We start from the raw sequence: 25,416 nt of genomic DNA, 5'->3' as shown, positions 1-25,416 counted from the left end.
GAAAATACTTACTTTAGATTAGGATCAACGTAAATTCCACGAGTAAGACTGTTGATTATTAATGTATTGCGCGCAATTCCAGGATTCCCAGGTATTTTCTGCATTATTCCCCGTGATGTTACGAAATCCCATGTCTGCTTCACTCAAATTAACCTCTAAATCGATCAAAAATGAATCGGAAAAATTACTCATTGTTATTAATGCTGCTGTTATGCGTAACGGCAAGGCTCTCTGCAGCCACAATTAATGTCTCTTCTTTGTCGGCTTTACAAACAGCTATCAACAACGCGGTACCAGGGGATATTATCATTCTCGCCAATGGTGTTTATACCGCATCAACAGACATTACTATCAGTAAACAGGGTACTGCTGCACTGCCCATTACTATTGCGGCACAAACAACAGGTGGTGCTGAAATAAAAGGAACCGCCGGTTTTAGTATTCTGAGTCCCGCAAAATACATCATCATCAGGGGGTTCAAATTTACACACAATGCATCTCAGGCTACCATGGCCAGTGGTACCAGCTTTTGCCGGTGGACGGGCAACCTGTTCCAGACACCTGGTGAAGGAGAGAATCTGCTGATCAACGGAAATGATCATGAAGTTGATCATAATACCTTTCAGCATAAAAATGCCCTGGGACGTTTTATTGCTGTACGCGGCAGTGGCAGCCAGATTGCACAACGCCTGCATATTCATCACAACTACTTCCTGGATCAGCAACCACAAACAGGTAATGGTGCTGAAACAGTGCAGTTCGGGCTGAGTGGCTATAGTCTCTCCTCTTCCAACAGTATTTTTGAGTATAATCTTTTTGAAGATTGTGCCGGTGAAAATGAACTGATCTCTATCAAATCATCTGCAGTTACCATCCGTTACAATACCATCCGCAATTGCCCTGCCCAGTTTACTTTGAGGCATGGTAATCATTGCACCGTATATGGTAACTATTTCATTAACACACCGGGAATCCGCATTTTCGGGGATGATCACAACATTTTCAGCAACCATTTCGAAAATTGTAATCCCGCTATTAATATTGGGAATGGTGATGGAGAAGTGGCAGATGGAGCTGCGCTTACATCACATGATCGTCCAGACCGGACACTGATCGCTTTTAATACACTCGTGAATAATACGACGAATATAGTGCAGGCCGGCCGTACAGATGGATTGGGTGCTACTGCCCAAACCGTTGTTAATAATATCATTCAGGGTGGTGGCCCGGCTGCTTCCATTGCAGGGCCTTACACAGGCGCTGTATGGTCCGGGAATATACTCTATAACACCAATGGCGATGGTGATATGCCCAGTAGCGGATATACAACCGCAAATCCATTGCTGGCAAGAGACGCTACCGGCACTTTCCACCTGCAGAGTGGTAGTCCTGCTATCAACGCTGCTACAGGCTCTTATTCGGCCGTTACAACTGATATGGACGGGCAGTCCCGAACTTCTCCCAAGGATGCAGGGGCTGATGAGGTTTCTTCTGCTCCTGTTATCGCCCGCATCCTCACTCCTGCGATGGTAGGCCCTTTTGCCAGCGACCTGGCACCCGCCTGTCAGCCGGTAATTGCCAGTTCCGATGACGGTAATGTAGCTGCGAATGTGTTGGACGGAGATCTGAATACCCGCTGGTCTGCCAGCGGTAACGGACAGTGGATACAATTATGTCTCGATGATACTGTGGCGGTATCAGGTGTACAGATCGCATTCTACAGTGGTAATGTACGGACGTCTACTTTTGACGTATTGGTAGGTAATGATACCCTCAATTGGACTACAGCAGCAACGGGATTAGTCAGCAGTGGTACTTCCCTTAGCCTGCAAACATTTACTTTTACCCCCAGAAACGGGAAATATGTGCGGATAGTGGGTCGGGGTAATAGTGTAAATGCATGGAACAGTTATACGGAAGTAAAGGTACAAACAGGCAGCAGCTCACGCACAGCGGGTAAGATTGCTGTTGCGGAGTCCTCTTCCTTAAACAGTTATCCCAATCCATTTACTAACCATGCAACGATTAGCTTCAACCTGGAAAAAGCCGGTACTGTTAATCTTACAGTGTATGACATAAATGGTAAATGGATGAAAGTGTTGATAAATACCCGCCTGGCAGCAGGTACATATAATATCCCTTTTGATGCCAGCAGTAAACCAACAGGCACATATATACTGTCACTGAATTATAACGGAAAAGTGAGTGTGAGAAAGATACAGAAATTGTAATCCAACCGGTTCCGTTGAGACAACTCAGCGGAACCTTATTTTCACAATGTTCAGGGACTGCTTATTCTTCTTTAAATGTAAAGTCCCCATATAGATATCGTCCCGGTTGTACATCTTCTTTGTTAAACTGCTGAGACAAATAAACCAGGGTTAGCTTCTCAATTTTATAAATCGTTGTTCTGACTACCTCTTCATTCCTCGCATCATCATCAATTATACATTCTATTTTAGCCGACAGGTCGCTGAATGTACTTGTAGTGTATTTATTAAAGTAAACGACCCATATTTCCACATCATCTATAACCTCACTTTTTGTCGCCACTCTATCTTTTGTATCTATAACAAATATGCCTTCTGAATTTGTAAAACCAGATAAGGTATCTTTAGTGCCTTTGAATAAGTATGATATTTTAATGCCCGCAACAGGCTTATGCTGCTTTGTTATTGCTGATATGAAAATCTGGCCGTCATTAGTTCGTTGATTCCTTAAGGTTAAAATTGAGTGATAACTTGTTATTGTATCTATGAGTGTTAATCTGTCTTTATTGACTTTCCACTTACCTTCAGCGTCGTACCATAAACGGCGACCTGATGATGTTCTGTACTTATAGATGAACGTGTTGTTTTTTTTAATGATCAGCTCAGAAAATAAATTACCTCCGCCAAAATTTTTCGTATCCCCGGTTATATGATAGGTTCCCGTTTTGATTTGTCCGAAAGCCGTTTGCATTAAAAAAGCTGTTAAAATTGTTAGTTTGGTTCTCAAGTCATTATCTATTTTTCTACAGATATACGTCCGGTTGTGAAATCTGGTATTTCGGGGATAAACAATGGATGAATATGCAGTATCTAGAATGTAATATCATCTGCTACATCCCCACCCTGGGCATCCGCAAATTGTTTGCGATACTTTTCCTGGTAGGCAGCCTGTGTTTCATTATAGTTATTAAAGTCGGCCTGTATGTCTCTCTGGATCTCGTCATTCCAGTTCATAGCAGCTATCTGGAAGTCGCCGATAGAAATACCGTATTCATCAACAATCCATTGTGCGCCGTCTATACCATAATCATATGCGACCTGACGGGCGACTTCAAGTTCCTGATAAAAGGCTTTGTCATTTTTGATACGTTCGATGTTTCCGGCATTGCCTGAAGAAGAAGCATCGGGTTGCAGACTGCCTAGTTTAGGATGTTGTTCTGCTGCACCGAAATGCTGGCCGAAAAGTGTTACAATATGAAAGGTTTCATCTTGTTTCATGCGTTCGGGCCAAAGCAGACTTACTTCCTGCCATACAGGTAATTCTACGCCCAGCGCTTTAGCTATTGCTTGCTCGCTCAGGCCGTTGCCAAGCTTTGCACAGGCTGCACTATAATCTTCCAGTGTAATGCCGTGGATGGGTGCTAATAATGGATTCTCTGACATAATGAATAGTTATTAATAATGATGATAGTTTTGCTGATCTTTTAACAGGCGTTCGTGGAACTTTTCATTCTCCTCTGCCATATCAGGCACGATACTGTTCCACTCGTCGAACATAGCCCGAAGGTATTGCCGGTATAAAGCGGGGTCTTTGGGAGTATGCGATTCGTATTCTTTCAGTAAATGGGCTGTACGCTGCTCGGCCAGGGCACGCGCGTTGTGCAGCACCATCTGTGTTTCTGTAGATGGATGAAATGTATTCTGAGTCTGGCAATGGGGACAGGTAACATAAGTGGCGATAAAGAACAATTTTGGGATAGTGATATTACCACTGCATTGCTTACATGTATAGCGGTCCCTGGTTGTCTCAAAGTCCTTCAGCAGGTTTCTGTAGGGTGTTTCAAGGTCCTGTTCACCCGCGGCATCCTGCAGCAGCTTTTCATACCTTTGCTCATTTTCTTCAAACACTCTATGTCTGTCGTAACAAGCCTGCCTGAATTTGTACAACATATCATAGTAAGTGCTGCCCCCGGGGGAAGTGATACTGGGAAATGCCTCTTCGGCCGCATAGGAAAAACCGTTAATTTTCTCTTCCCTTACTTCATTTGCTTTCTGGCGCATTTGTCTTATCTGTCCAAGCAAACCAGCCAGCATCCGCCCATGCGCACGTTTATAAGGATCGGCATCCTGTTCAAATATTTCTTTCAACTGGGGAATCGCTGCTTCACATACTTCTTCCATACGTTCTTCCAGCTTTTGTAAAAAAGCGAACCAACGTTCCTGAGTTTGCCTCATTTCTTCGGCCAGCATCGGGTTGTCGTATTTCTTTTTAAAAAAGTCGAACATAGGTTAAGAGTTATTTTCTTTTTTTATATGGATACCATCCGTAAGTTTTACCTGCATAAATGTAAAACCGCAGTAGCCACAGTTGGTCAAACCATCCCTGTAAGCCCTGCCGGCACCACAATTGGGACAATCACGTGCATCTATCTTTGCGTCTTCTTTGTTAACCTCTCCCCCATAGTTTTTCTGATCAACAGCTTTTTGCTTAAGCCTTTCAACATAACTCAGCATCTTATTTTTATTCTCATCGCTCATGGTTCCTATAGTTATATCAGAGCAGCCGGAGCAACTCTTCTTTTTTGGTAGTGTATTCTGCTTCGGTGATCAATTCTGCATCAAAAAGACCTTTCAGCTTTTTAAGCCGTGAGGTTACGTCTTCCTGTTGAATAGGCTCAGGCTGTTTCATCTGATTCAACATCACACCCAAAGCAATGGCCTGCTGGGCAGCATCTGCTACTCTGTTGTTCTCTTTGTCTATGGCATTGGCCATGTTAAACTGTGTGAATTTATTCATATCCGGCACCATATTCATGCCCGTAACATTATCATAATGTTTGAGGACTTCTTCCGGCAATGTGGCACTGGTAACTGTAAAGCGGGTCACTTCCAGGCCCAGGTCAGTAAAACAGGGTTGTATGGAGGGTTGTATTTTTTCATTCAATACGGAAATGTTCCCGGCGATATCCACTACCGAAATCCCTTCCTGTGCAAGCACCTCTCCGAATTTAGGGGCGATAAAATCACGCAGCTGTAATTCCAGTTCTTTGATACCCAGTCTTGGGTATGTACCGGCGTATTCCTTAAAGAACTTCCCCACATCCGCTATCCTCACATTATATGTTCCGAATGCCCGCACTCTCACCTGACCGAATTGATTGTCCCGCATCAGCACCGGTACCGGCGTCCCCCATTTCAGGTTAATGAACTGGAAAGTATTAAAGAAGTAGATATCTGCTTTGAAAGGGCTTTTAAAGCCGTATTTCCAGCCTTTCAGACGGGTCAGTACCGGAATGTTCTCGGTTTCCAGGGCATACTTACCAGCGGTAAATACATCTGCCTGTTGTCCTTCATTCAGGAATAATACTGACTGACTTTCCCTTACGGTTAACACAGCGCCGTTCTTGATCTCTTTATCCTCATCTGCGAATTTCCACATGAGCAGGTTTGGATCGGGTGTGGTTTCTTCAATAATTTCGATAAATGGTAATGCCATGGAGTTTTTTATTGCCATCACAAATATGTGATGCAGAACAATGGCCTGCAAGTTTCAGCTTACTACAAAACGTCTATTTGTCTTTAAAACGGGGACTACAATGCGTCTACGATATTTATTAATATATTGATTATCAATTTATTATCAGAACATTGCACCTATTCAACTAAAGTTTGAAAATACAAACTACCTGGTATTTTAACATTCACGATTCTCATCTACCTTGTAAGGATATCATTTGAAATTTTTTCTTAGTAAATTCGGTTAGCAGAATATTTACAGTACCCCAAATTCATTGACAATGATTTACCCCGCTATTCTATTGATTCTAACTACTATTTTGATTGTAATCGGCCAAAAGTCCGCGATGTTACGCACAGAGATCTTCAACATCACCAACTTTCAGCAACTGACCCTGACAAAAGGTATTAAGCATCCACGGCCGGCTTTCAGCCTGGGAAGGACCCAACTGGCGTTCTGGACGGTCATTGTTATCAGCTCCTTTATTTATGTGGTCTACTATAACAGCACATCCGGCATTTCGGTACCAGAGATAGACCCGGTCAACCTGATCCTGTTGGGAATTGCCGGTGGCACAACCGCCGTGGCTAAGGTCATCGACAGCAGCCAACAGAACAATCAGGGGCTCAGCATCCCCCAGCAGGACTACCCTTCCAAGGGCTTTTTTATGGACCTGATCTCTGATGAAAAAGGGGTTAGCATACACCGGCTACAGAATGTGCTCTGGACGATCATTGTGGGCTTCATTTACATTAGTGCGGTATATGATACGAAGATGTTGCCCAAACACGACATCATTAGCAACCAGCTGCTTGGCCTGATGGGGATAAGCGCCAGCGCCTACCTGGGCCTGAAAACCTCGGAGAACAAGAATGCTCCCGTAAGCCCTGCGAATGTCAATGCCGGAACCACTGTCATTACCTCCAATATTTCCCAAGAGGTCAAATCAGTACTGTCACAGGATAAGCAGGGGACTTTGTAGTCTGCCTTTTTTAATCAACCCCAAATAAAACGATCATGTACGCTCCCCGTTATTACCTGACAGTGATCTTACTCACTGCCTCCTTATCTCTCAGCAGTTGCGTAACCTACCGTGTCCAGACTAAAAAGCTGGAGGGTACGGAATACGAACAGCAAAGGGTCAGTTCCATTTTATGGGGCATATTGCAAAGCCCGAAAGTGGTGACCACTCCTGTTTGCGATTCCCTTGGCTCTTCCGGGATGTCCGAAGTTTATATCAGACGGAATTTCGGGGACTTTCTGCTAAGCGCGGTGACCATTGGGATCTATAACCCCGCTACATTAAAATGGAAATGCAGTAAACCTTGCCCTAAAACCGGACCCCTGTAAACCCTTATCATATGAAAATCATTAAAACAAGGCGGAATACCTGGACAAACAGGCATGATACTTTCACAGAAAACATCAAAGACCTTTATGAACTGGGCAACGAAGCTGATCTCGATGCATTGAACAGCTATAACGATGCTACACGTTCATTTTTGAATATGATAGGAGAAGCCATCGCTACTCAAACACCCCTGCGTTCCCTGGGTGGAGGCTGGTCCTGGACTAAGATCGCAACGGTCCACAGCGGCGTCATGCTGGATACCAAACCCTTGAATACCCGCTTCACCATTTCCAAAGCCAGTGTTTCGGATGCCTATACCGGTGATCCGGGGCATCTGCTCTTCGCCCAGAGCGGCATGAGCGTACAGGAAATTGATGAGTTTCTGCAGGAAAGAGGACAGTCACTGAAAACAACCGGAGCAAGCAACGGGCAAACCATCGCAGGCGCCATCAGTACAGGCGTGCACGGCTCCGCATTTGATTTTGGTGCGATGCCCGAATTTGTGGTGGGCTTGCATATCGTGGTAGGCCCTACCCGGCATGTTTACCTGGAACGAGCCTCTGCGCCGGTGGTTTCGGATGCTTTTATACAAAACATCCGGGCGGAGCATATCCTGGATGATGATTTGTTTAATGCGGCGCTGGTGAGCTTTGGAAGCTTTGGCATTATCCACGGGGTGATGATAGAGACAGAAGACCTGTTCCTGCTGGAAACGTATATGCAGCAGATGCCTTATGATGATTCCTTAAAAGGGATCATGGAAACACTGGATTTCAGCAATGCCAAGCTGCCTTGCGGCAATGAACGACCTTATCATTTTTCTGTACTGATAAATCCCTATGACATGGGCAAGGGTGTCTATGTGACCTCGATGTACAAACGGGCTTATACCAAAGATTATAAGCCTCCGGTGGATAATGCGGCAGGTATTGGTCCGGGTGATGATGCTCCCACCTTTATTGGCCTGCTGACAGACTCCATACCCGCGTTAGTACCTCTGCTGGTCAATAAGGTACTGGGGGCAAGCCTGGCAGTCAGTAAGCTGGATGCTCAAAATAAGCCCATCAGGGAGCTTGGTACGGTAGGTGAGATCTTCAAGAATACGACTCTTCGTGGCAGACTGCTTAGTGCAGCAGTAGGCTTTCCCATTAACAAGGCCAATCAGGTCATTGACCTTATGCTGAAGGCTAATAAAGAGATCGGGCCGTTTGCCGGCCTTTTCTCGTTCCGTTTTGTGAAGCAGTCCACGGCGACGCTTGGCTTTACAAAATTTGCGCATACCTGTGTGATGGAGCTCGATGCTACTTATTCCAGCGGTATCTATAACTTTTACTCGCAGATCTGGAAAACGCTGGAAGATAACAATATCCCTTTCACCTTTCATTGGGGTAAGGTGAATGAGCTCTCTCCGGCAAGAATCAGCAACATGTATGGAGGCGCTGCCACCTCATGGAAAGCGGCACGGAACAAATTGCTGGATGCTAACAGTATCAAAGTATTCACCAATCCGATCTTACAGCAATGGGGACTTGACTGATTACGTACGATTATAATCTTTCAGAAATTCATCTGCCAGTTCATCCAGTGATTCGTAGATATACGTATGCACATAGTCCCAACTCACATATGTTTCACCACACCAGTAGCCCAGCTCATCATTCCACCATACTATGCAATAAAGTCCGTCATCAATAAATAAGTGTGAAAAAAAAGGTTTCAGATATATTGCATCTTTTACATCTTCTTTAATCTCACCGTAGTCATCCCAAAGGAATATATCATCATCCTTTTCATCATATAACTCAAAATCAATGGGGAGATGTACTTGCCCTTTCATACAAAAAAATACAGTTTTAATAATTATTTCCAAAACTTTTATAAGCAACCAAACAGGAACAAGACGGCTTCTGAAAGTTAATATCCTACGCTTGTCTTACGCTAAAAAGCGAAGGACAAGCGTAGGATATTAACTTTCAGAAGCTCTTTAAGAAGTATTACTAAGGTACTTAAATTCCGTTTTGATTCAATAGATATCTCGTCGCCATTTCCCTGAATCTTTCAACATCAGCAGGATCTACCGCAATATCCGTTTCTTTCGCCAGATCATCCCAATACCGGAGCTTTATATAACTGTCAATTAAAGGGTCTTTTTCATACACAGCCGCTTCTTCTGCAGTCATTGGTCCGCCCTGGTATTCCAGTGTTTTTTTGCTGGCATCAGAAAGCAGATTATAATACTCGGGATTACTATAGGTGAGGTATCTTTTCGCATCCACATGACTGGCAACCAGTACCCCCATTTTCTCCGGAAATCCATTCGCTACCAGATAAGCTTTCCCCAGCTTATCATGTGCTAATTTTCCGTAAACACCCATATCCTCCCCTTCTTCCAAAAAATGGCCTATATCATGAAAAAAAGCAGCCAATATCATCTCTTCATCATACCCTTCCTGCTGCGCCAGTTTACCCGCCTGCACCATATGCATCAGTTGTGTAACCCCTTCACCGTATTCCTCTCCCCCATACTGCTTGTATAAATTGAAAATAGCGTTTATCCTAACTTCAATCTCTTGCTTATTTAATTGCATAACACTGATTAATTCTTATCTAAAAATAACTTATTAGCAGGTATCAATTGTTTGTATAAACCAGGTCCTTTGTAAAAAGCATCCAGCCAGAAACCACCTTCACCATTATAATATTCTATACGGACAGGATGTCTTCCCTCATTTAATTTAATAGATCCGGAACGTTCAACTACACCATGATCGCCATCATTATTAACTACTTCTGCCCCATCTATAAACAGCTTACTCCCATCATCAGAACTATTGTAAAAAGTATATTCTCCTTCTTTATCTATTTGCAGATACCCATTAAAGACAGCTCCGAAAGTAGCATTTTCCTTGTCTAATAAAGGAAGGATCTGTTCACGATTTAATGCGAACTCATAAGTTTTCCATTCTTTAACCGGAGTAAGGTCCTTAAATAGCGGCACATATTTCCAGTTCTTCCCTTTATAAAACTGCACATGCAAACCATTTCCCCCAGTTGTATCAATAATCCTGAAATAAGCAATCGTTGTAGTACTCTCATTCTTTTTCCTGTCAAATGACTTTGCCCTGACTACAGTGGTTGTTTTTACTATAAAAGGAGCTGTATAAACTGCTGATGTGCTATCCGGTTCAGTGCCATCAAGTGTATATCTGGTAACAGCATCCTGCGCTACCGTTTGTATAACAACGTTTGCTGCAGCATTGAGATAGAGACCGCCCGCCTGTTGGTATAACTTACGTCTGGGTTCAATAACAGGTGCTGTAATCATAGCTCTTCCCATCCATAAATTAGCAGGCGGATTAAATCCCTGAAACGCACTTTTCAGTGGTCTGCCAATCCACACATACGGCGGTACTATTTTTAAAGCAAAAGCGATAGTGGCAGCAAGATCGTAGGTGGCCGCCTGTTCCGGAATAAGATATCCGTTCCTTATATCTTTCCCATAAAGGATCATCGCTATTTCAGCTTCTTCCACAGTAGCGCCACCATGTCCATATCCCACACCGCCATGGTCTGCGGTTACAATCACCAGGGTGCTTTTTTCCATTCCTGCTTTTTTAATCGCAACAAGTACTTCCCCTATCAGGGAATCTGCCCTGGCAACAGCATGGTAATATTCATCAGACCCATGTCCGTGTTCATGACCAGCTCCATCTACATGATCCAGGTGCAGGAAAGCAAACAATGGTTTTTTCTGTTGCAGATACTGCACAAAACTGGTAGTGGTAGCATCTTCCGTAGAAAATGTTTTATCGTAGTTGACAGCACTCTTTTCGAATAATCTGCCAAAGCCATCCCAATGATACACGGCGCCTATTTCTGCCTTCGGATAGCTATTTCGTATTACACCAAATATAGTAGGGAAAATTCCTTCCTCATTACGGACAATAGCAGGAAGGGAATATTCTCCGCGCCCCCAGTCATTATCAATAATACCATGCTGCTCCACTCCCGCTCCCATGATCATGGAAGCCCAGTTAGGACTACTGGAAGATGGTAATACCGTACGTACATTCCATTTTACACTCCCATCAGCAATCATTTTATGCATTACTGGTGTGGATGCTGTACGAATCCCGTCAGGACTCATTCCATCCACCCCGATAACGACCACATGTTCAATCCCATTCGGATAAGTTCCCTGTGCCATGGCGGAAAAACTCATCAGTAACAGCGCAATAATTTTCTTCATACTTCATGTTTATTGCCCCGCAAGATCTATTGCGGGGCATTAATAATCTTTATAATTTATCCCACCATACACGGGAATCCAGTGCATCACCTTTATCCAGCAACAACACTGCAGCATCATAATTCACCTTGTTTACCCGCATTTCATCAGCAGGATACAAAACTCTTCTTGGAATATAACCCGGACCAGTAGTCCCAATAGGAATAACAGGAAAACCGGTCCTTCTCCATTCAGACCATGCTTCATATCCTACCATATAGAGGGAAATCCATTTTTGCAACCATATTTTATCCAGTTTCTCTGTAGTAGTGCCGCTATATACTACCCCTGACTGTGCATAGTAATCATCATTGGCAAAAACATCAGCAGCAGACAGCTTGATATAAGTGGTAGCATATCCTGATGGAATTCGGTCTGCATAATATGCAAACTGATCTGCAATACCATTCTTATAATAAACAGCTGCCGCCGCAGACCCACCGGTTATATATCCCAGCTCCGCCGCTTCTGCAAGGGTAAACTGAACCTCGGAATAACTGAGTAATATGCCTTGTCCGGCAGTAGCAGATGCCAGAGTAGGATTAGCCTGCAAAGATGCCCAGAAAGGACCAGGCGATGAAGTCAGATTCGCATCAGGGAATCTGCCTATTCCATTCAGGTCCCCTGCATACTGAAAGGCAGATGGATCAGGACGTACACCGTTAGCATCGGGTGCACTGCTGGCGGGTGTTGGCTGTGCATATACCCTTAACCTGGTATCATTCATGGATGTCAGATAGTCTACCAGCTGTTTTGACGCCTTGGTATCAGTACTACTGTTATTCGATCTGTAAAAGGGGGATTCATTCGCTGTCCTTTCAGTAATATACTGCAATGCAGCCTGCTCCTTATTAGACGAAAACAAGGGATACTTTTCAGGATGCTCTGCGATGTTTTTCATCCCAGCAGAAGGATCTACACGTTTTGACTGACGTAATAAAATCCTTAATGCAAGTCCGTTCGCAAATTTCTTCCATTTAGTAACATCACTTCCGTAAAGAATATCACCCACCATTGTTTCAGCAGAACTTCCCAGCAAATTGTTCGCTTCTTCCAGATCAGTCAGCAATCCCTTGTATATAACATCCTGCTGCTCGTATACAGGGGTATTAATACCCCCTAATTTGGCATTTGAGGCCTGTCTGAAGGGTATAGGCCCATAGAGATCTGTAAGGCACTGAAACATCCAGGAACGGAGCACAAGGGCCACTCCTTTGTAATTATTCAATCCCTGGGCTTCAGATAATTTTATCACTTCATTCAGATCTCTGATGTAATTATAATTATTCCATAGAAAATAACCATTTGCATCAGACCTTGACCAGTTACTGAAATTACTCGCATAATCAGAGGCCAGCAGATTAGCCACAATACCACCTCTGTCATAAGCACCGGAATAATTCGCATTAATGGCTCCTCTCATTGCATCCGGCAATAATAACCCGGGATTTGAAATGACAGCAGGCGCATTAGGATTCGTATTTATTTCATCAAAATTCTTTGTGCATCCTGCCAGTGAGATAACTGACAATAATACTATTGATCGTAACATTTTCATGTTGAATGATTTTTTCAATTAAAAATTCAGGTTCAGGCTAACTCCCATTTCCCGTGTGCTTGGCGTACTCATATTCTCAAACCCTGGCACCAGACCGCTACCGGATGTTGCTGTGGCAACTTCAGGATCGAAATGACGATTGCTTTTAGGCGTGAACAAGAACAGATTCCTGCCTGTCAAAGCAATTTTCGCTGTTTTGATAAAGCTCCTGCCAATGATATTAGCAGGAAGGGAATAACCAAACGACAGTTCTCTCAGTTTGATATAAGTGGCACTGAAAAGCTGTGCTTCTGAAATATGGTCTAATGGTTTCTTGATAAATCCACGGGCAGTTGTACCATATACACCAGCGCTATAGGTACCATCTGTGCTGGTAGAGTTTTTCTGGTAAGAACCATCTGTCATCTGTGCGGCACCTTCTATATAATAAGGATCATTATATTCTGCACCTGCGGCTCTGGCTCCTCTTCCCCTGGTAGTTTCTTCCAGCTGGCCTGCGCCTGCTGCCTTGTTATAAAAGCGGGAAATAAATTTACCACCAAATTGTCCGGCAAATAAGAAATTCAGACTGAAACCTTTGTAGTTAAACTGGTTGTTAATACCCGCAATCAGGTCCGGATTCAGATTACCCAGATAGATATCGTCACTTGTTGGTCGTGGTGCGCCATCAGAAAAGATAATCACCTGTCCTTTCATACTACCGCTTTCCACTCTCTGATAACCCGGGCCATAAATAGCACCCATCTTCTCTCCCACTTTAGCCCTGATAGAAGCATCTTCTCCGGGCGCTGATTGTACAATCTCTTTTACATCGTTTGTCAGGGATACTACTTTACCTACATTATGCGACAGGTTCAGCATCACATTCCACTGCAATGAATTTGGAATGCTTACAGGAGTTCCGGAAAGCATCACTTCTATACCATTGTTTTTAATTTCACCGGCATTAATAACCCTTGCTGTAGCACCGGAGCTTTGTGCCTGAGACAGCGCCAGAATCTGATTCTTAGTACGTTTTTCATAGTACGTAAAATCTATGCCTATACGGTTGTTCAGAAAACCTAAGGCTGTTCCGATTTCATAGGTAGTAGTTAATTCAGATTTAAGATTGGAGTTCAGTAAAGTGGATGGCCCCGTCAGTGAATAATTACCATTCCAGGGTACTCCATAGCCATAAGTGTTCTGAATATTATAGGGAGCGGCATCATTACCTGCCTGTGCCCAGCTCAATCTTAATTCTGATTTACTGATAAACTGCGGCATGGTCAGCAATTTCCTCAGATTGGTGTTTAAGGCTGCGGAAGTATAGAAATAAGAATTATGCTGAGAAGGTAATGAGCTGGACCAGTCATTTCTTGCCGTCAGATCCAGATAGGCGTAATCCTTATAGTTAATACTTGCCAGGGCGTACAAACTATTGATTCTTTTTTTAGAACGGTTAGAGGATACGTCTTTAGTACCGGCGGCATTCTCCAGATTATACACACCAGGTATCAGTAACTGAGGTGTGGCTGCCGACTGAAAAGCGCCTGACTGATCAAAACGGTTACCACCAGCTGAAATGTTATAACCAAGAGCAGATACTGTATTATTATTGTAGGTCAGTAAGAAGTCGGTATTCCTTTCACTGTATTTCAGGTTTACTTCTTCATAACGTCCGCTTTCATAATCAACGGTACTTACCGCCCATTTCATAGGTCTGAAATCATTGTAAAAATCCTGTGCAGTACGCAATTTAAGTTTGAGATGATCTGTTATTGTATAATCAAGATAGATGTTACCGTATAAACGGTCCTTGCTCTGCCCTTTTGTATTCTCATGCATCATGAAAAAAGGGTTATTATGGTTTTCTCCATAATTGTACTGAAACTGACGGATGCCTGTCAATCCTGGTTGCCAGTAATTCTTAAGACTGTTGATATTCACATTCCTGCCCATCCAGGTAAAGAAATACATAAACGTATTTCTGCCGTATCCATTATCCGGACGGTTATCACTTTCCTGTTTTACATAATTGACATTAAAGCCAGACGTTACTCTTTTTGATAGGTTGTAGCTGCTATTCAGACTTACCTGATAACGTTTAAGATCATTATTAGGGATCACACCTGTTTCGTCCAGAGAAGTCAGTGAAAGCCTGTAGGTGCCTTTGTCATTCCCGCCGGAAAATGCTACATTATTGTAGAATTTACGGCCAGTCGTGAAGAAGTCTTTTATATTATCGGGATGAGAAACCCATGGAGATGCTATAATATCCCCCCTATTGTTAATAGATACATCAGCGCCACGATATCCGTTAGTGGTAGGAGAATCAAACTGTGCCTCACTGGTGCCATTATCCAGACGGGGCCCCCAGCTTTCATCATAACTATCTTCTATTCCATCAGGATAGATAGACCATGATGCACCAAAATTAGATCCTTTGTAGACACCGTTGTTTCCCTGTCCGAATTTATTCTGGAACTTAGGAAGCCTTGCTACTTTTTCAACTGTATAATAACTGCTAAAGCTAACGCCTATACCATTTCTGCTGCTACCTTTTTTTGTAGTGATAATGATCGCACCATTTGCCCCTCTTGAACCATATAACGCAGCTGCTGCGGGGCCTTTCAATACGTTTACAGACTCAATATCAGCAGGATTGATTTCTGCACTGCTATTGCCATAATCTGCACCGCCACTGGAATTAGTAACACCGTCATTACCGGAAGGAACTCCATCAATAACATATAATGGCTGATTCTTATCCAGGCTTAATGAAGTTTCTCCCCGTATCGTTATTCTTGAAGAACCTCCCAACGCACCGGTTGTCACAATGTTAACACCAGCGACTTTACCGGAAAGCCCATTCACAAAGTTGGTAGCCGGCGCTTCGTTTAGTTGCGCACCATCTAATTTCTGAGTGGCATATCCCAAGGTTTCTTTTTTCCTTTTAATACCCAATGCAGTGACTACTACTTCACCCAGTGCAGACTCTTTCTGTTGTAAAGTAATACTAAATTTAAGCTGCTCACCCGCCTTTAACTGAAGATTCTTTAACTGCTGATTAGCATACCCTATATAGGAGAAGGAAAGATCATAATTTCCTTCGGGTAAACTATTGAAAGAAAATGATCCGCCGGTATCTGTTGTAGCGATACGTTTATTACTTTGTACAGTAACTCCGGGTAAAGGTTCATTCTGTTCATTTCTTACAATTCCGGAAATGCTTCCGCTACCCTGAGCCATAGCATCTTGTGTGCATAAAAACATGCCCAGCAGTATTACTGCCAGTAATTTCATTCGTGTTCGCATAATTTTGATTTATTAATGAGTTGTTCCATTACACTTCAATCGAAGCATTGCACCCATTCAGGGGCTCTTATCTATGTTTGGCGGTTATTTCCTGCTAAAGTAATGTTCAGTCATACCGAACGATAGTGTCATTCCTGCTCCACCCATACCATTAATAACGGTAACTCCATCTTCCGGTATAGTTATAAACGATGTTTGTCCGTTCGTCATTTTTGCATAAGTACCATTCCAGGATTGTATCAGGGTATCATCTTTAAAAGTCGCAAAGGTTTTGAGATAATCCAGAATCAGTTTATTAATAAACACCTTATCAAAAGGGTCATGTGTTAATCCATATTCATGTGAATCCCCGATAGTCAGTTCACTATTCCCATTTTGTGATACCATTACATGGATCCCCCATTTAATATACTCCGCATATTCTTTTTGATATCGTTCCTGTAACAGGGGAAGAGAAGAGGAAGTTTTAAAGGAGCTGTAATGGATCATGGAAAGACCACCACAAAGAGAGGGACCTATCTCCCATTTATCCGGCTGTGCTGCCAGTCGCATCATCTGGATCTTACATTTAGTAATAGCCGCGTTTAAAAAAGTTTCGGGATACAATGTTTCGAAATCTACGCCACTGCATATAAATATTTCGTCTGCCTGCCAGGATCTTTTACCGGAAGATACATGGGGATGATTAACTGCACTGATAACCGTGTTGTAATGAAACTCAACGTTGAATTTCTCTGCCAGATATCCTGCTACCGCTTTAATGGCAGCACGTGCTTCCACTATCATTTCACTCTCACTCCATAAGCCTCCCAGCAGACCCTGTTGCTGAGCCGCCCCTGTAATATTTAATACCTGTTCAGGAGTAAGTAATCTGCAATTTCTATGTTTACTTTCTGCTTCAGCAAATTCCTCCATCACCATTAATTCGTCCGGATGATAGGCAAGATGCAGAGATCCTTTTTCGCTGTGCCATATACCAGCTTCCGTACAGATCTCTTTCCAGATACTGCGTGACAGCATGGCCTGATCGAGCTGGACACCGGAAGTTTGTCCTATCGGCCATATCATACCGAAATTACGAATAGATGCACCTACCGGTTCTTCGTTGCGCTCAAAAACAGTTACCTGGTAACCTCTTGAGGCCAGTGCTCTTGCCGTTGCCAGGCCGACGATACCTGCGCCAATAATGATTGCGGATTTTTGCTTCATACTGGTAATATTTTAATGTTAGGGACTTCTCTCTTTTTATGCACAAAAAAAGCCAGTGAGCAGATAGCGGCTATACCTCCTACAACAGCAATACATATAAGGCTTTGCTGAAAAAGATGGCTCCAGCTTATTTTCACACCACCTCCAAATTCTTTAAACAGTAATACGCTGATACTGCCCAGATATCCTGCGGCATCTGCGATATACATAATGAAACCTACGTTGCCCCTGCAATGGTACGTGGCGATCATACGCTCAAAAAAGATAGCGTTGTAGGGAATATATCCCATATACAGACCCAATCCTGCAAGGCTCATCCAGCTTATACCGTTTATATAATGCAGACTGAATAACCAGGTGGATCCCCCGGTTAAAATGCATCCTGTAATGATCAGTATATGAATGACTTTAAAAGCACTGAAGTTATTTTTGATAAGGATCAACAAGCTAAGCGCTACAAGCACAACGATCGCTATCAGTGAATCGATCGTAGCATAAATATGTACATCTTTTATACCCAGTTCATTCCAGATTTCTACTTCAAAATTATCTCTCAGATCTCTGGTAACTGTTAATAGCGTATAAATGATTAAGGTCAGGATAATACCCGGAAGAAAGCTGCGGACAAAGTTCTGACGGTCTGCAGCTGTCATCGGTTTTCTTTCTGTGCGGAGTAACTTGTCCTCTTCGGAAGGAGGCGGCAAACTGTCTAAGACACGTGTAAAAAACACTAAGGGGATAACGAATAATAGTCCTGTTAAAAAAGGCATCCAGTATTCGCTCACATGGTAATTACTTAATAAGGTACGGCCTACCGTCTTAATAAAACCGGAAGCAAATATGAGGGTTACGGACAGCACTGCAGCCATAAATTCTGTAGCGCGTCTGCCTTCCAGATAGCCGAATACCAGTCCCCAGATCATCCCTAACGGAAATCCGTTTACAAAAAGGAAAATGATGTTCCAGGGTGCAGGTATCAGAGCGAAAAAGAGCAGCGCTAACCAGGCTATTCCAACAAGGAACAAGATGGTCTTTCCTCTTTTACTACTATCAATACCAGCTATAAAACGAATGCCATAAAACTTACTGCAGGTGTAACCTAATACCTGAAAGATCACCAGCCATACTTTATAATCTACGTTCAGATAATGTAAGCCTTCAAAAGTGGCCGCAGAAAAGGCTTTACGGAAAGCATACATACTTGTATAAGCGCCGAAAGCCGCTAATGCAGTGATGATGGAAACCACACTATATGGCCATTTTTGTAGAAGCTGTTTCATTTTACAGGCTTGCAATTGTTACTACATCAGCAATATCGTCTATGATATGAGTGGGATTATATATAGCCAGTGCATCGCGGGAGAAGATACCGGTAGTAATACCTATTACATATCTGCAACCGGCGTTTTGTCCTTCCCTGATATCTACTTCCGTATCTCCGGTTTTCATCACTTCCAGAGGATCTGAAATCTGTAATGTTTCCATCATCGACCTTATCATATAAGGATGTGGGCGTCCTTCCGGAACCTCATCTGAGGCTATCAGCAGATCAATTAGTTTATTCTTTTCCCATTGAAGCCGATCTATAATAATGGAAGCAATATTGCGGGAGAATCCGGTGTTTATACCTACACGGATGTCTGCATCCTGTAATTTCCTGAAGGTGGTTTCCACATTAGGCAGGGGTTGCAGATCTGCGGTTTCGTAATACCGCATCATTAGCTCCATAAATTGCTGGTGAATGGATTTTACCAGTTGATCTTCTATTGGCTTTGGAGAATGTGCTTCCAGCAATTGCCTGATAGCAAAGGCTTTTTCGTAGCCCATGAGAGGGTCTATCTGGTCCAGGGAGAGTTGATAGTCAAAATGACTGAGTGCAGTCTGAAAGACCTTACTCACGTCGTGATTATCCTTTAAAGTGGTGCCTGCAATGTCAAAAACGGCCAGTTTTATTCCCATAAACTTTGTTTAGTATCAGAACAGCAATACTAAACAAAGTTTAGTTAAAGTAAACAAAACCAATATTAACTTAAGATTATGCTATTTACTTTGTTCAAAGAAATAGATGGCTAACATGGAAAGTTTGCCTTTCCCTATATTACGGGGACTATGGAGAAGACGACCATCAAATAACATGGAATCGCCTGCATTAAATTCGATTTCCTGATCCTCAAAGATGAATTTTGCTTTGCCTGATATAATATACTTATACTCATAGGCTTCCGTACTTATAAGCGGACGCCTGGCTTTTTCTTCCAGCTCAAGCAGTACAATATCAATAGTGGAGTTTTTAATAGACTGGGTAAAGATACGATGGTAATGAAACCCTTCTGCCTGTTCTTTTTCAAAATGCTGATATTCCTCTCTGCGTTTCACAAGAATCAGGCTCTTGTCCCGTTTCGTAGTAATTTCACTAAAAAATCTATCCAGGTTAATTTCCAGCGATTTTATAATATCAATCAATACTATCAGTGAAGGAATTGTACGACCATTCTCGATTTGTGATATTAACCCCTTGCTTACATCTGCTTTATCAGCCAGTTCCTGCACTGTAATACCTTTTTCACGGCGAAGGTCTTTTATACGATTACTGATCTGAATCAGAACATCTTCTTGCATAGGAGCAAATATATTACAAAACTCTATTAAAACTAAATACAGCTATCACGGGGATAGCTGCATTTATTGATTTTAGAAATTGAATTTTCCATTTTTGTTTTTCCATTCACTTTGCGGAGCAATCGCTTCAATCACATCCCAGTGTTCGGCGATCTTGCCATTTTCCACCCGGAACAGATCATAAAATGAGGTCGCTTTTCCGGCGAATACACCTTCACTTACTACCAGCACAAAGTTACCTTCTCCCAATACCTTATGAATAGTGTTATACTTCATGGTAATACCCTGTTTGGCCATTGCGTCCAATGCAGCACCCAGTCCGCTCAGACCATCTGCAATCTGCGGGTTATGCTGGATGTAGTTATTCCCGTTATAATAACCGGCCAGTTTATCCATTTTGCCGTTCACTAAAATATCCTCTACAAAAGATTTGACCAGTACCTTGTTAGCAGCCGTTTTATCCAGATCAGCAGCCACAGTTGGACCATCTGTCATTGTATGTCCAGCAGGATTTGCAGCAGTTGGTTTTTCCTGCAGATTATCCCAGTGTTCTACGATCTTACCATCCTCAAAACGAAAGATATCAAAACCGATCTTCGGACCAAAAAAGTTGTAATCGGTATGTGCAAAAACAAAGTTCCCATCCTGAAATACTCTTACCGTATTTACTTTAGCAGAACCTTTAGGTAATTGCTGCAAAAGCGCACCAAACCCTGCCAACCCATCTGCAACGCCCAGGTTATGCTGGGTGTATTTTCCCGGATTGATCACAGCGACTGGCGCTGCTTCACCGGTTTCGATGGCTTTAAGTAAGGAGATTACTTCAGGCTTATGCTGTGCAGAGCTGGCGGAGAAAGCCAGGGCAGCGCCCATTGTTAATACTACATTTTTCATGTCTGTCTTTTTTTATGACACAAAGGTCTATAAGCCAGCGCTGTCTGAAAAGGTGTAAACGGGCGTTTGTATGATACTTTTACGCCATCAGGAGATAAGAAAGCTTTCCCGGAACTCCACAGGTGTCTGCTGACTATGCTTCCGGAAGTACTTGATAAAATTAGTGGGTTCTTCAAACCCCAGGATAAAACCTACTCCCTTGATAGAATCATTGGTATGAGCCAGCAGGCGTTTGGCTTCCAGCATTACACGGTCGTCGATCATCTGCTTAGGTGTTTTTCCAAGCACTTTAGCTGTAGCCAGGTTAAGTCGCTTTTCGGTGACATTGAGCTGAGTTGCATAATAACTGACCTGCTTGTTTTTATTAAAACCTGCTTCTAATAAATCTCTAAAGAGGATAACGTAATCAAAGTCGGGGCCTTTCCTCACTTCCTGAAAATCCTGATTTCTTCGGAGGCGCTCAGCTTGTAAAAGAAAACTATGCAGGTAATTTTTAAGTATGGAGGGCTGGAAGCTGTCTTTCCCTTGCTTTACCTCATTTTGCATGAGATGGAGCAATTCGTGAAAAGGGGTATCCTGATTGTTGAGCTGAATGGTGGATACAGATAAAAGATCATTAAACAGGATACTGTCTTTCAGAAAACGAGCATCAGCTGCGGTCTGATAAAAAAAGGCATCTGTAAACAGAATGGATAATCCTTCAATACCGTCTTTATCATCATAAACCTGCACAGTATCCTTAGTCATGAATAACAGGGTATCATCCACAATGCCAACCGGACTGAAATCAACCAGATGCATTGGATTCCCTTTCCGGAACCAGATGATATGGTAAAAAGCAGTCCGGTGTGGCCTGGTGATGATATCTCTTTTATCACGGTAAAGGTCAGCAAGTGAGAGAATCTCGAACTCTACCGGCAAACCAGGTTTAAATACATAATTAGTAATATCTCTTTCCACGCTAACGATTTAGAAATCCGTTAACGAATGTAACATTTCTAGAATAATTTCTCCTGAGGTGGTTTTACCCCCGCCAAACGAAGATAAACGGTGGTCTGGCCTCTATGGTGAGTCTGGTGTTCGAATCCCTTAGCTAATGCCGTTTCTCTGCTCAGATCAAATTTATCAAACAGCTTTATCTTCTCTCCTAACTGGGCAGGCGTCATTTTCCGGATAGTATTGATGGCAAAATCATAGCTTTCCATTACTTTATTTGTTACATTTTCTTTGGTTTTATCACTGGTCTTTTCTACGTCTCCATGTTCTATCGGGCTTTTCTCTCCTGTAGCCGCAGCAACCAAACCATAATTTGCATCAGCTAAATGGAGCATTTGTTCTGCAAAAGACCGCATTTCAGGAGTCGGTTTCAGGGAGTACCCGGACTCTGGCATTGCATCAAGATATTCCTTTGTATAAGCTTTGGCTCTTTCCCATTCCTTCGCTATTTCGTCATTGGATTGTGCCCGGGCCAGACTGGCAAAGCTAAAAATAAGGCATAGTGTAGCTAAAAAATGAATTGCTTTCATAACTTTTTTTTTGGTGGATTACTAATATCAGAAAATAAAACAGAATTAACGCTTAATAGTTCACTATGGTTTATCTCTTCCTATAAACCTGCCTTTTCCCATTAAAAAATTAATGGCATTGTTAACATTTCTATCTATACTCACTTCAGTTTTAAGATGCGCTATATACCTGACAATTTCATGCTGTAAAGAAGGGCGCAAATTGTCAAATACTTTTTTTGCGTGTTTGTTTTCATGAAGTGCTTTTACCAATTTTGGATGAGGTTCTATCGTTCTGTCTGATGGATCAAATTCAATTGTCAATTGTATGCTCTCCCCTATTCTATTGGGTGAATTTTTAAGCATCAGTGTATTTATATACAGTCGCCACGCCCCACTATATTTTACCAGCGTCTGTTTATAAGGCAATTTATTGATCGTGCCACGAATAGGGATAGCTCCTTTGTCCTTCCCTGCCTGTTTGAAAATGTCAGTCAGAATTATTTCAGGGACAAATACAAATGGATTTATTCCGATAATCTCTATCTCAGCCGTGAATGTGTGCATACGTACAATTTAGTAAAACTACCTCATTTAAGTAACAAAACCAGGTTCAAATAAGCATAATTTGCATGAACACAATGTGTTACCTCAACACAACGTTATAACGCTGAATTTAAACCTGGTGAATACGATGAAAAAATTGCTGTTCTTCTTTATGTTGCTGACTACCGGCGTATATTCCCAATCCAAATTATTCCAGGTAACAACAGCCGCAACGAACCCAGGTGATGCCGTACTCATAAGAGGCGAATACCTGGATAAGATCACGAAGATACAGGTGAGCCGCCTGCCCGACGATAACGTAGATAATGTATTGCCTGCATATGTTCCATTACCAAGAGAAGACGCCGGACCAGATGGTGGTGGCATAAATCCACTGGACAATAAGAGCATCACAGTCCAGCCCCTTCAAAGCAATACACAATCCGTTAAATTCATTATCCCTGCCAGTTATCAGCAAGGCGTGTACAGTGTCAGATTAACGGATGGTGACAACCACATCAGCGGCTTTAATGTCAATGTTCCCAAGGTGAACTGGGTGATTAGTGAAGAGGGCTTAAATATAACTGCCGGAGGTAACCTGCGCATCCAGGGAAAGAATTTATTCCGGAAAGGGGCTACTGGTCAGGTGGTTATCATTTCTTCTGATAAAAAACAGGTGATAAGAGCAACAGTGGCCAATGCCTTTGACGACTTCTCTGTTAATGTAAACATTCCGGGTAATACACCATCCGGTAATTACAACTTATATTATCATAACGGCTTAGGCGGAAAAACAGCCTGGAGCGCTCCGCTACAGGTAACCGTTGTGAATCCCTCCACAAATAAATGGGATAAAAAGACCTTCAACGTAAAAGATTATGGTGCAAAAGGTGATGGTACAAATGATGAAACAGCTGCTTTTAATGCTGCTATAACTGCGGCCAAACAACAAGGAGGTGGAACTGTATACGCACCCGCAGGACGTTATATGTTAACAGATGCACTCATCCTTCCCCCCTTCACCCTACTCAAAGGTGCTTCCAAAGAAACTACCCAGTTATTCTGGAACCCGGCCAACTGGGCGACTGGCAAAATGCCCGCCAGTCTAATCAGCGGCACACATCACTTTGCCATCAAAGACCTCAGTATATCAGCTACCAGGGCCTGGGGCATTATTATGCTGACAGGGCCTGTTCCCGAACAGGGTAATATCACCCTTGAAAACCTGGTTGTTAAACAAACCGTTGAACCGGAAGTAACCTCATTCATGGCAAGAGCCAATGTGGAAGCTGCAAAAGCAGAAATAGACAGTAAATGGTTCAAAACCGGGATTCTTCTGAGGGGGAGCAACTTAAAAGTCAGGAACTGTTCATTTAATTGCAGCGGTATGTACAACTTCGTTGCTGCCAGTGGCTTTATACAACATTGCAGGTTTGAAAAGAATGGAACCGACAAAACCTTTATGGCTATTCATCCCAAAGGCTTAATATTTGAAGATTGTTATAAACAGATGAACGGTTATGGCTATGCCACTTCCATCGACGAAAGTAATAACCTCTATGAGGCCAGGAACACCATCCCTTTCAACTATATCAATGACCGGGAAGTGATGACCTTTGATGGTGGCAGCGGTGCATATGCAGGGCCTGTTGGCAGTGTGAAAGGTAACACCATTACATTGCCCTCCGGCGCTACTACCAACCAATGGACGCCCAATAAATGGGTCGGAGGCGGTGTATTTATTCTCGAAGGGAAAGGTGCCGGGCAGTACAGGCGGATTGTCAGTCATACGCTGGATGTTATCCAACTGGACCAGCCCTTCCTGGTAGATCCTGATGCGACCTCTGTGATCAGTATCACCACTATCCGTAAAAACCTGTTTTTTGTCGATAATGACGTGGCTGATGGTGGCGCCTATCAATTCTATGGTTCCGCAGAGAACTGCGTGATTTCCGGGCTTAAAATGCGCAGGTGTATTGGTATAATAGGGCGAGGTTCCCTCATTTATAAGGGCAGACAACCTAACTGGTATACTGATATTGTAAACTGTGAGTTAAATGAAGGGAATAATAACGTTCCAAAGATGGCTATAAAGACTAAAGTATCCAGTTATCAGAATATCAATATCGTTGGCTCCGGTGGTTCAGCGATGAATATCGGAACACTGGTAAGACGAAATAAATTATACGATTTCAGCTATATCCGTACTTCCCCCGGAGCAAATCCCAATGCAATAACCGATGTCATTATCGAAGATAATACCTTTACGAATGCGGATAAAGCCATTTCATTGGGCGGATCAGGCAATATGTCTTCCAACATTCTCATTCATAATAATCACTATAAAAACGTGAATAAACAGGTAGATTTCAATACGGCATTAAAACCTGACAGCTATCTGATATTACAGGATGGGGTGAAATAG

General features: G+C 42.7%; 23 protein-coding genes. 5 read left to right on the top strand and 18 right to left on the bottom strand.

Annotated elements, in window-relative coordinates:
- Nucleotides 1-170: 170 nt before the first annotated feature.
- Complete coding sequence (locus tag BMW86_RS27735) at nucleotides 171-2,231, top strand: chondroitinase-B domain-containing protein (RefSeq protein ID WP_255373028.1); 2,061 nt, start codon at nucleotides 171-173, stop codon at nucleotides 2,229-2,231.
- Between the two features lie 61 nt (nucleotides 2,232-2,292).
- On the opposite strand, the gene BMW86_RS27730 is transcribed toward BMW86_RS27735, so the two are convergent.
- From BMW86_RS27730 to BMW86_RS27710, 5 genes are all read right to left on the bottom strand, one after another.
- Nucleotides 2,293-2,997, bottom strand: coding sequence for a hypothetical protein (locus BMW86_RS27730; protein WP_143056714.1), 705 nt, complete (start codon nucleotides 2,995-2,997; stop codon nucleotides 2,293-2,295).
- An 83-nt stretch (nucleotides 2,998-3,080) separates the two neighbouring features.
- Entirely contained in the window at nucleotides 3,081-3,653 is a 573-nt protein-coding gene (locus BMW86_RS27725) for a DUF6620 family protein (RefSeq protein WP_089786347.1), read from the bottom strand.
- 12 nt (nucleotides 3,654-3,665) lie between these two features.
- Nucleotides 3,666-4,496 (bottom strand): zinc finger-like domain-containing protein, encoded by an 831-nt coding sequence (locus tag BMW86_RS27720; RefSeq protein ID WP_089786345.1) that lies wholly within the window; start codon nucleotides 4,494-4,496, stop codon nucleotides 3,666-3,668.
- A gap of 3 nt (nucleotides 4,497-4,499) precedes the next feature.
- Nucleotides 4,500-4,748 carry a hypothetical protein gene (locus BMW86_RS27715; protein ID WP_089786343.1) on the bottom strand — a complete coding sequence of 83 codons (249 nt, stop codon included), beginning with the start codon at nucleotides 4,746-4,748 and terminating at the stop codon, nucleotides 4,500-4,502.
- Nucleotides 4,749-4,764: 16 nt separating this feature from the next.
- Nucleotides 4,765-5,706 carry an SPFH domain-containing protein gene (locus BMW86_RS27710; protein ID WP_089788195.1) on the bottom strand — a complete coding sequence of 314 codons (942 nt, stop codon included), beginning with the start codon at nucleotides 5,704-5,706 and terminating at the stop codon, nucleotides 4,765-4,767.
- 367 nt (nucleotides 5,707-6,073) lie between these two features.
- Between BMW86_RS27710 and BMW86_RS27705 the strand changes: the two genes are divergently transcribed.
- From BMW86_RS27705 to BMW86_RS27695, 3 genes are read left to right on the top strand one after another with little or no spacing between them, the layout of a single operon-like run.
- Entirely contained in the window at nucleotides 6,074-6,709 is a 636-nt protein-coding gene (locus BMW86_RS27705) for a hypothetical protein (protein ID WP_089786341.1), read from the top strand.
- A gap of 35 nt (nucleotides 6,710-6,744) precedes the next feature.
- Nucleotides 6,745-7,077 (top strand): Bor/Iss family lipoprotein, encoded by a 333-nt coding sequence (locus BMW86_RS27700; RefSeq protein ID WP_089786339.1) that lies wholly within the window; start codon nucleotides 6,745-6,747, stop codon nucleotides 7,075-7,077.
- Between the two features lie 11 nt (nucleotides 7,078-7,088).
- On the top strand, nucleotides 7,089-8,615 hold the full coding sequence (locus BMW86_RS27695; protein ID WP_089786337.1) for an FAD-binding protein: 1,527 nt from the start codon (nucleotides 7,089-7,091) through the stop codon (nucleotides 8,613-8,615).
- Here BMW86_RS27695 and BMW86_RS27690 read toward each other — a convergent pair whose 3' ends face one another.
- From BMW86_RS27690 to BMW86_RS27630, 13 genes are all read right to left on the bottom strand, one after another.
- Nucleotides 8,616-8,915, bottom strand: coding sequence for a hypothetical protein (locus tag BMW86_RS27690; protein ID WP_089786335.1), 300 nt, complete (start codon nucleotides 8,913-8,915; stop codon nucleotides 8,616-8,618). It abuts the gene before it with no gap.
- A gap of 169 nt (nucleotides 8,916-9,084) precedes the next feature.
- Nucleotides 9,085-9,666 carry an HD domain-containing protein gene (locus tag BMW86_RS27685; RefSeq protein ID WP_089786332.1) on the bottom strand — a complete coding sequence of 194 codons (582 nt, stop codon included), beginning with the start codon at nucleotides 9,664-9,666 and terminating at the stop codon, nucleotides 9,085-9,087.
- A gap of 8 nt (nucleotides 9,667-9,674) precedes the next feature.
- The gene (locus tag BMW86_RS27680) at nucleotides 9,675-11,327 is read right to left on the bottom strand and encodes an alkaline phosphatase family protein (protein ID WP_089786330.1); all 1,653 of its coding nucleotides are present in this window, start codon (nucleotides 11,325-11,327) and stop codon (nucleotides 9,675-9,677) included.
- A 49-nt stretch (nucleotides 11,328-11,376) separates the two neighbouring features.
- Nucleotides 11,377-12,924 carry a SusD/RagB family nutrient-binding outer membrane lipoprotein gene (locus tag BMW86_RS27675; RefSeq protein ID WP_089786328.1) on the bottom strand — a complete coding sequence of 516 codons (1,548 nt, stop codon included), beginning with the start codon at nucleotides 12,922-12,924 and terminating at the stop codon, nucleotides 11,377-11,379.
- An 18-nt stretch (nucleotides 12,925-12,942) separates the two neighbouring features.
- Entirely contained in the window at nucleotides 12,943-16,218 is a 3,276-nt protein-coding gene (locus BMW86_RS27670) for a SusC/RagA family TonB-linked outer membrane protein (protein ID WP_089786326.1), read from the bottom strand.
- A gap of 84 nt (nucleotides 16,219-16,302) precedes the next feature.
- The gene (locus BMW86_RS27665) at nucleotides 16,303-17,427 is read right to left on the bottom strand and encodes a TIGR03364 family FAD-dependent oxidoreductase (protein WP_089786323.1); all 1,125 of its coding nucleotides are present in this window, start codon (nucleotides 17,425-17,427) and stop codon (nucleotides 16,303-16,305) included.
- Nucleotides 17,424-18,707 (bottom strand): DUF5690 family protein, encoded by a 1,284-nt coding sequence (locus tag BMW86_RS27660; protein WP_089786321.1) that lies wholly within the window; start codon nucleotides 18,705-18,707, stop codon nucleotides 17,424-17,426. Before BMW86_RS27660 ends, BMW86_RS27665 begins: the two co-directional genes overlap by 4 nt.
- 1 nt (nucleotide 18,708) lies before the next feature.
- Nucleotides 18,709-19,386 (bottom strand): HAD hydrolase-like protein, encoded by a 678-nt coding sequence (locus BMW86_RS27655; RefSeq protein ID WP_089786319.1) that lies wholly within the window; start codon nucleotides 19,384-19,386, stop codon nucleotides 18,709-18,711.
- Between the two features lie 81 nt (nucleotides 19,387-19,467).
- On the bottom strand, nucleotides 19,468-20,046 hold the full coding sequence (locus tag BMW86_RS27650) for a helix-turn-helix domain-containing protein (protein WP_089786316.1): 579 nt from the start codon (nucleotides 20,044-20,046) through the stop codon (nucleotides 19,468-19,470).
- Between the two features lie 72 nt (nucleotides 20,047-20,118).
- The gene (locus tag BMW86_RS27645; RefSeq protein ID WP_218149244.1) at nucleotides 20,119-20,940 is read right to left on the bottom strand and encodes a nuclear transport factor 2 family protein; all 822 of its coding nucleotides are present in this window, start codon (nucleotides 20,938-20,940) and stop codon (nucleotides 20,119-20,121) included.
- An 87-nt stretch (nucleotides 20,941-21,027) separates the two neighbouring features.
- Entirely contained in the window at nucleotides 21,028-21,900 is an 873-nt protein-coding gene (locus BMW86_RS27640; RefSeq protein WP_255373027.1) for a helix-turn-helix domain-containing protein, read from the bottom strand.
- A gap of 38 nt (nucleotides 21,901-21,938) precedes the next feature.
- Entirely contained in the window at nucleotides 21,939-22,466 is a 528-nt protein-coding gene (locus BMW86_RS27635) for a DinB family protein (protein WP_089786311.1), read from the bottom strand.
- A 63-nt stretch (nucleotides 22,467-22,529) separates the two neighbouring features.
- On the bottom strand, nucleotides 22,530-23,012 hold the full coding sequence (locus BMW86_RS27630) for a YdeI/OmpD-associated family protein (protein WP_089786309.1): 483 nt from the start codon (nucleotides 23,010-23,012) through the stop codon (nucleotides 22,530-22,532).
- Between the two features lie 127 nt (nucleotides 23,013-23,139).
- On the opposite strand from BMW86_RS27630, the gene BMW86_RS27625 reads away from it, so the two are divergent.
- Entirely contained in the window at nucleotides 23,140-25,416 is a 2,277-nt protein-coding gene (locus BMW86_RS27625; protein WP_218149243.1) for a glycosyl hydrolase family 28-related protein, read from the top strand.

The organism is Chitinophaga sp. YR573, from assembly GCF_900110995.1.
Classification (GTDB): Bacteria; Bacteroidota; Bacteroidia; order Chitinophagales; family Chitinophagaceae; genus Chitinophaga.
The sequence above is the reverse complement of the archived record's forward strand: the minus strand, read 5'-3'. Positions and strand labels throughout refer to the sequence as shown.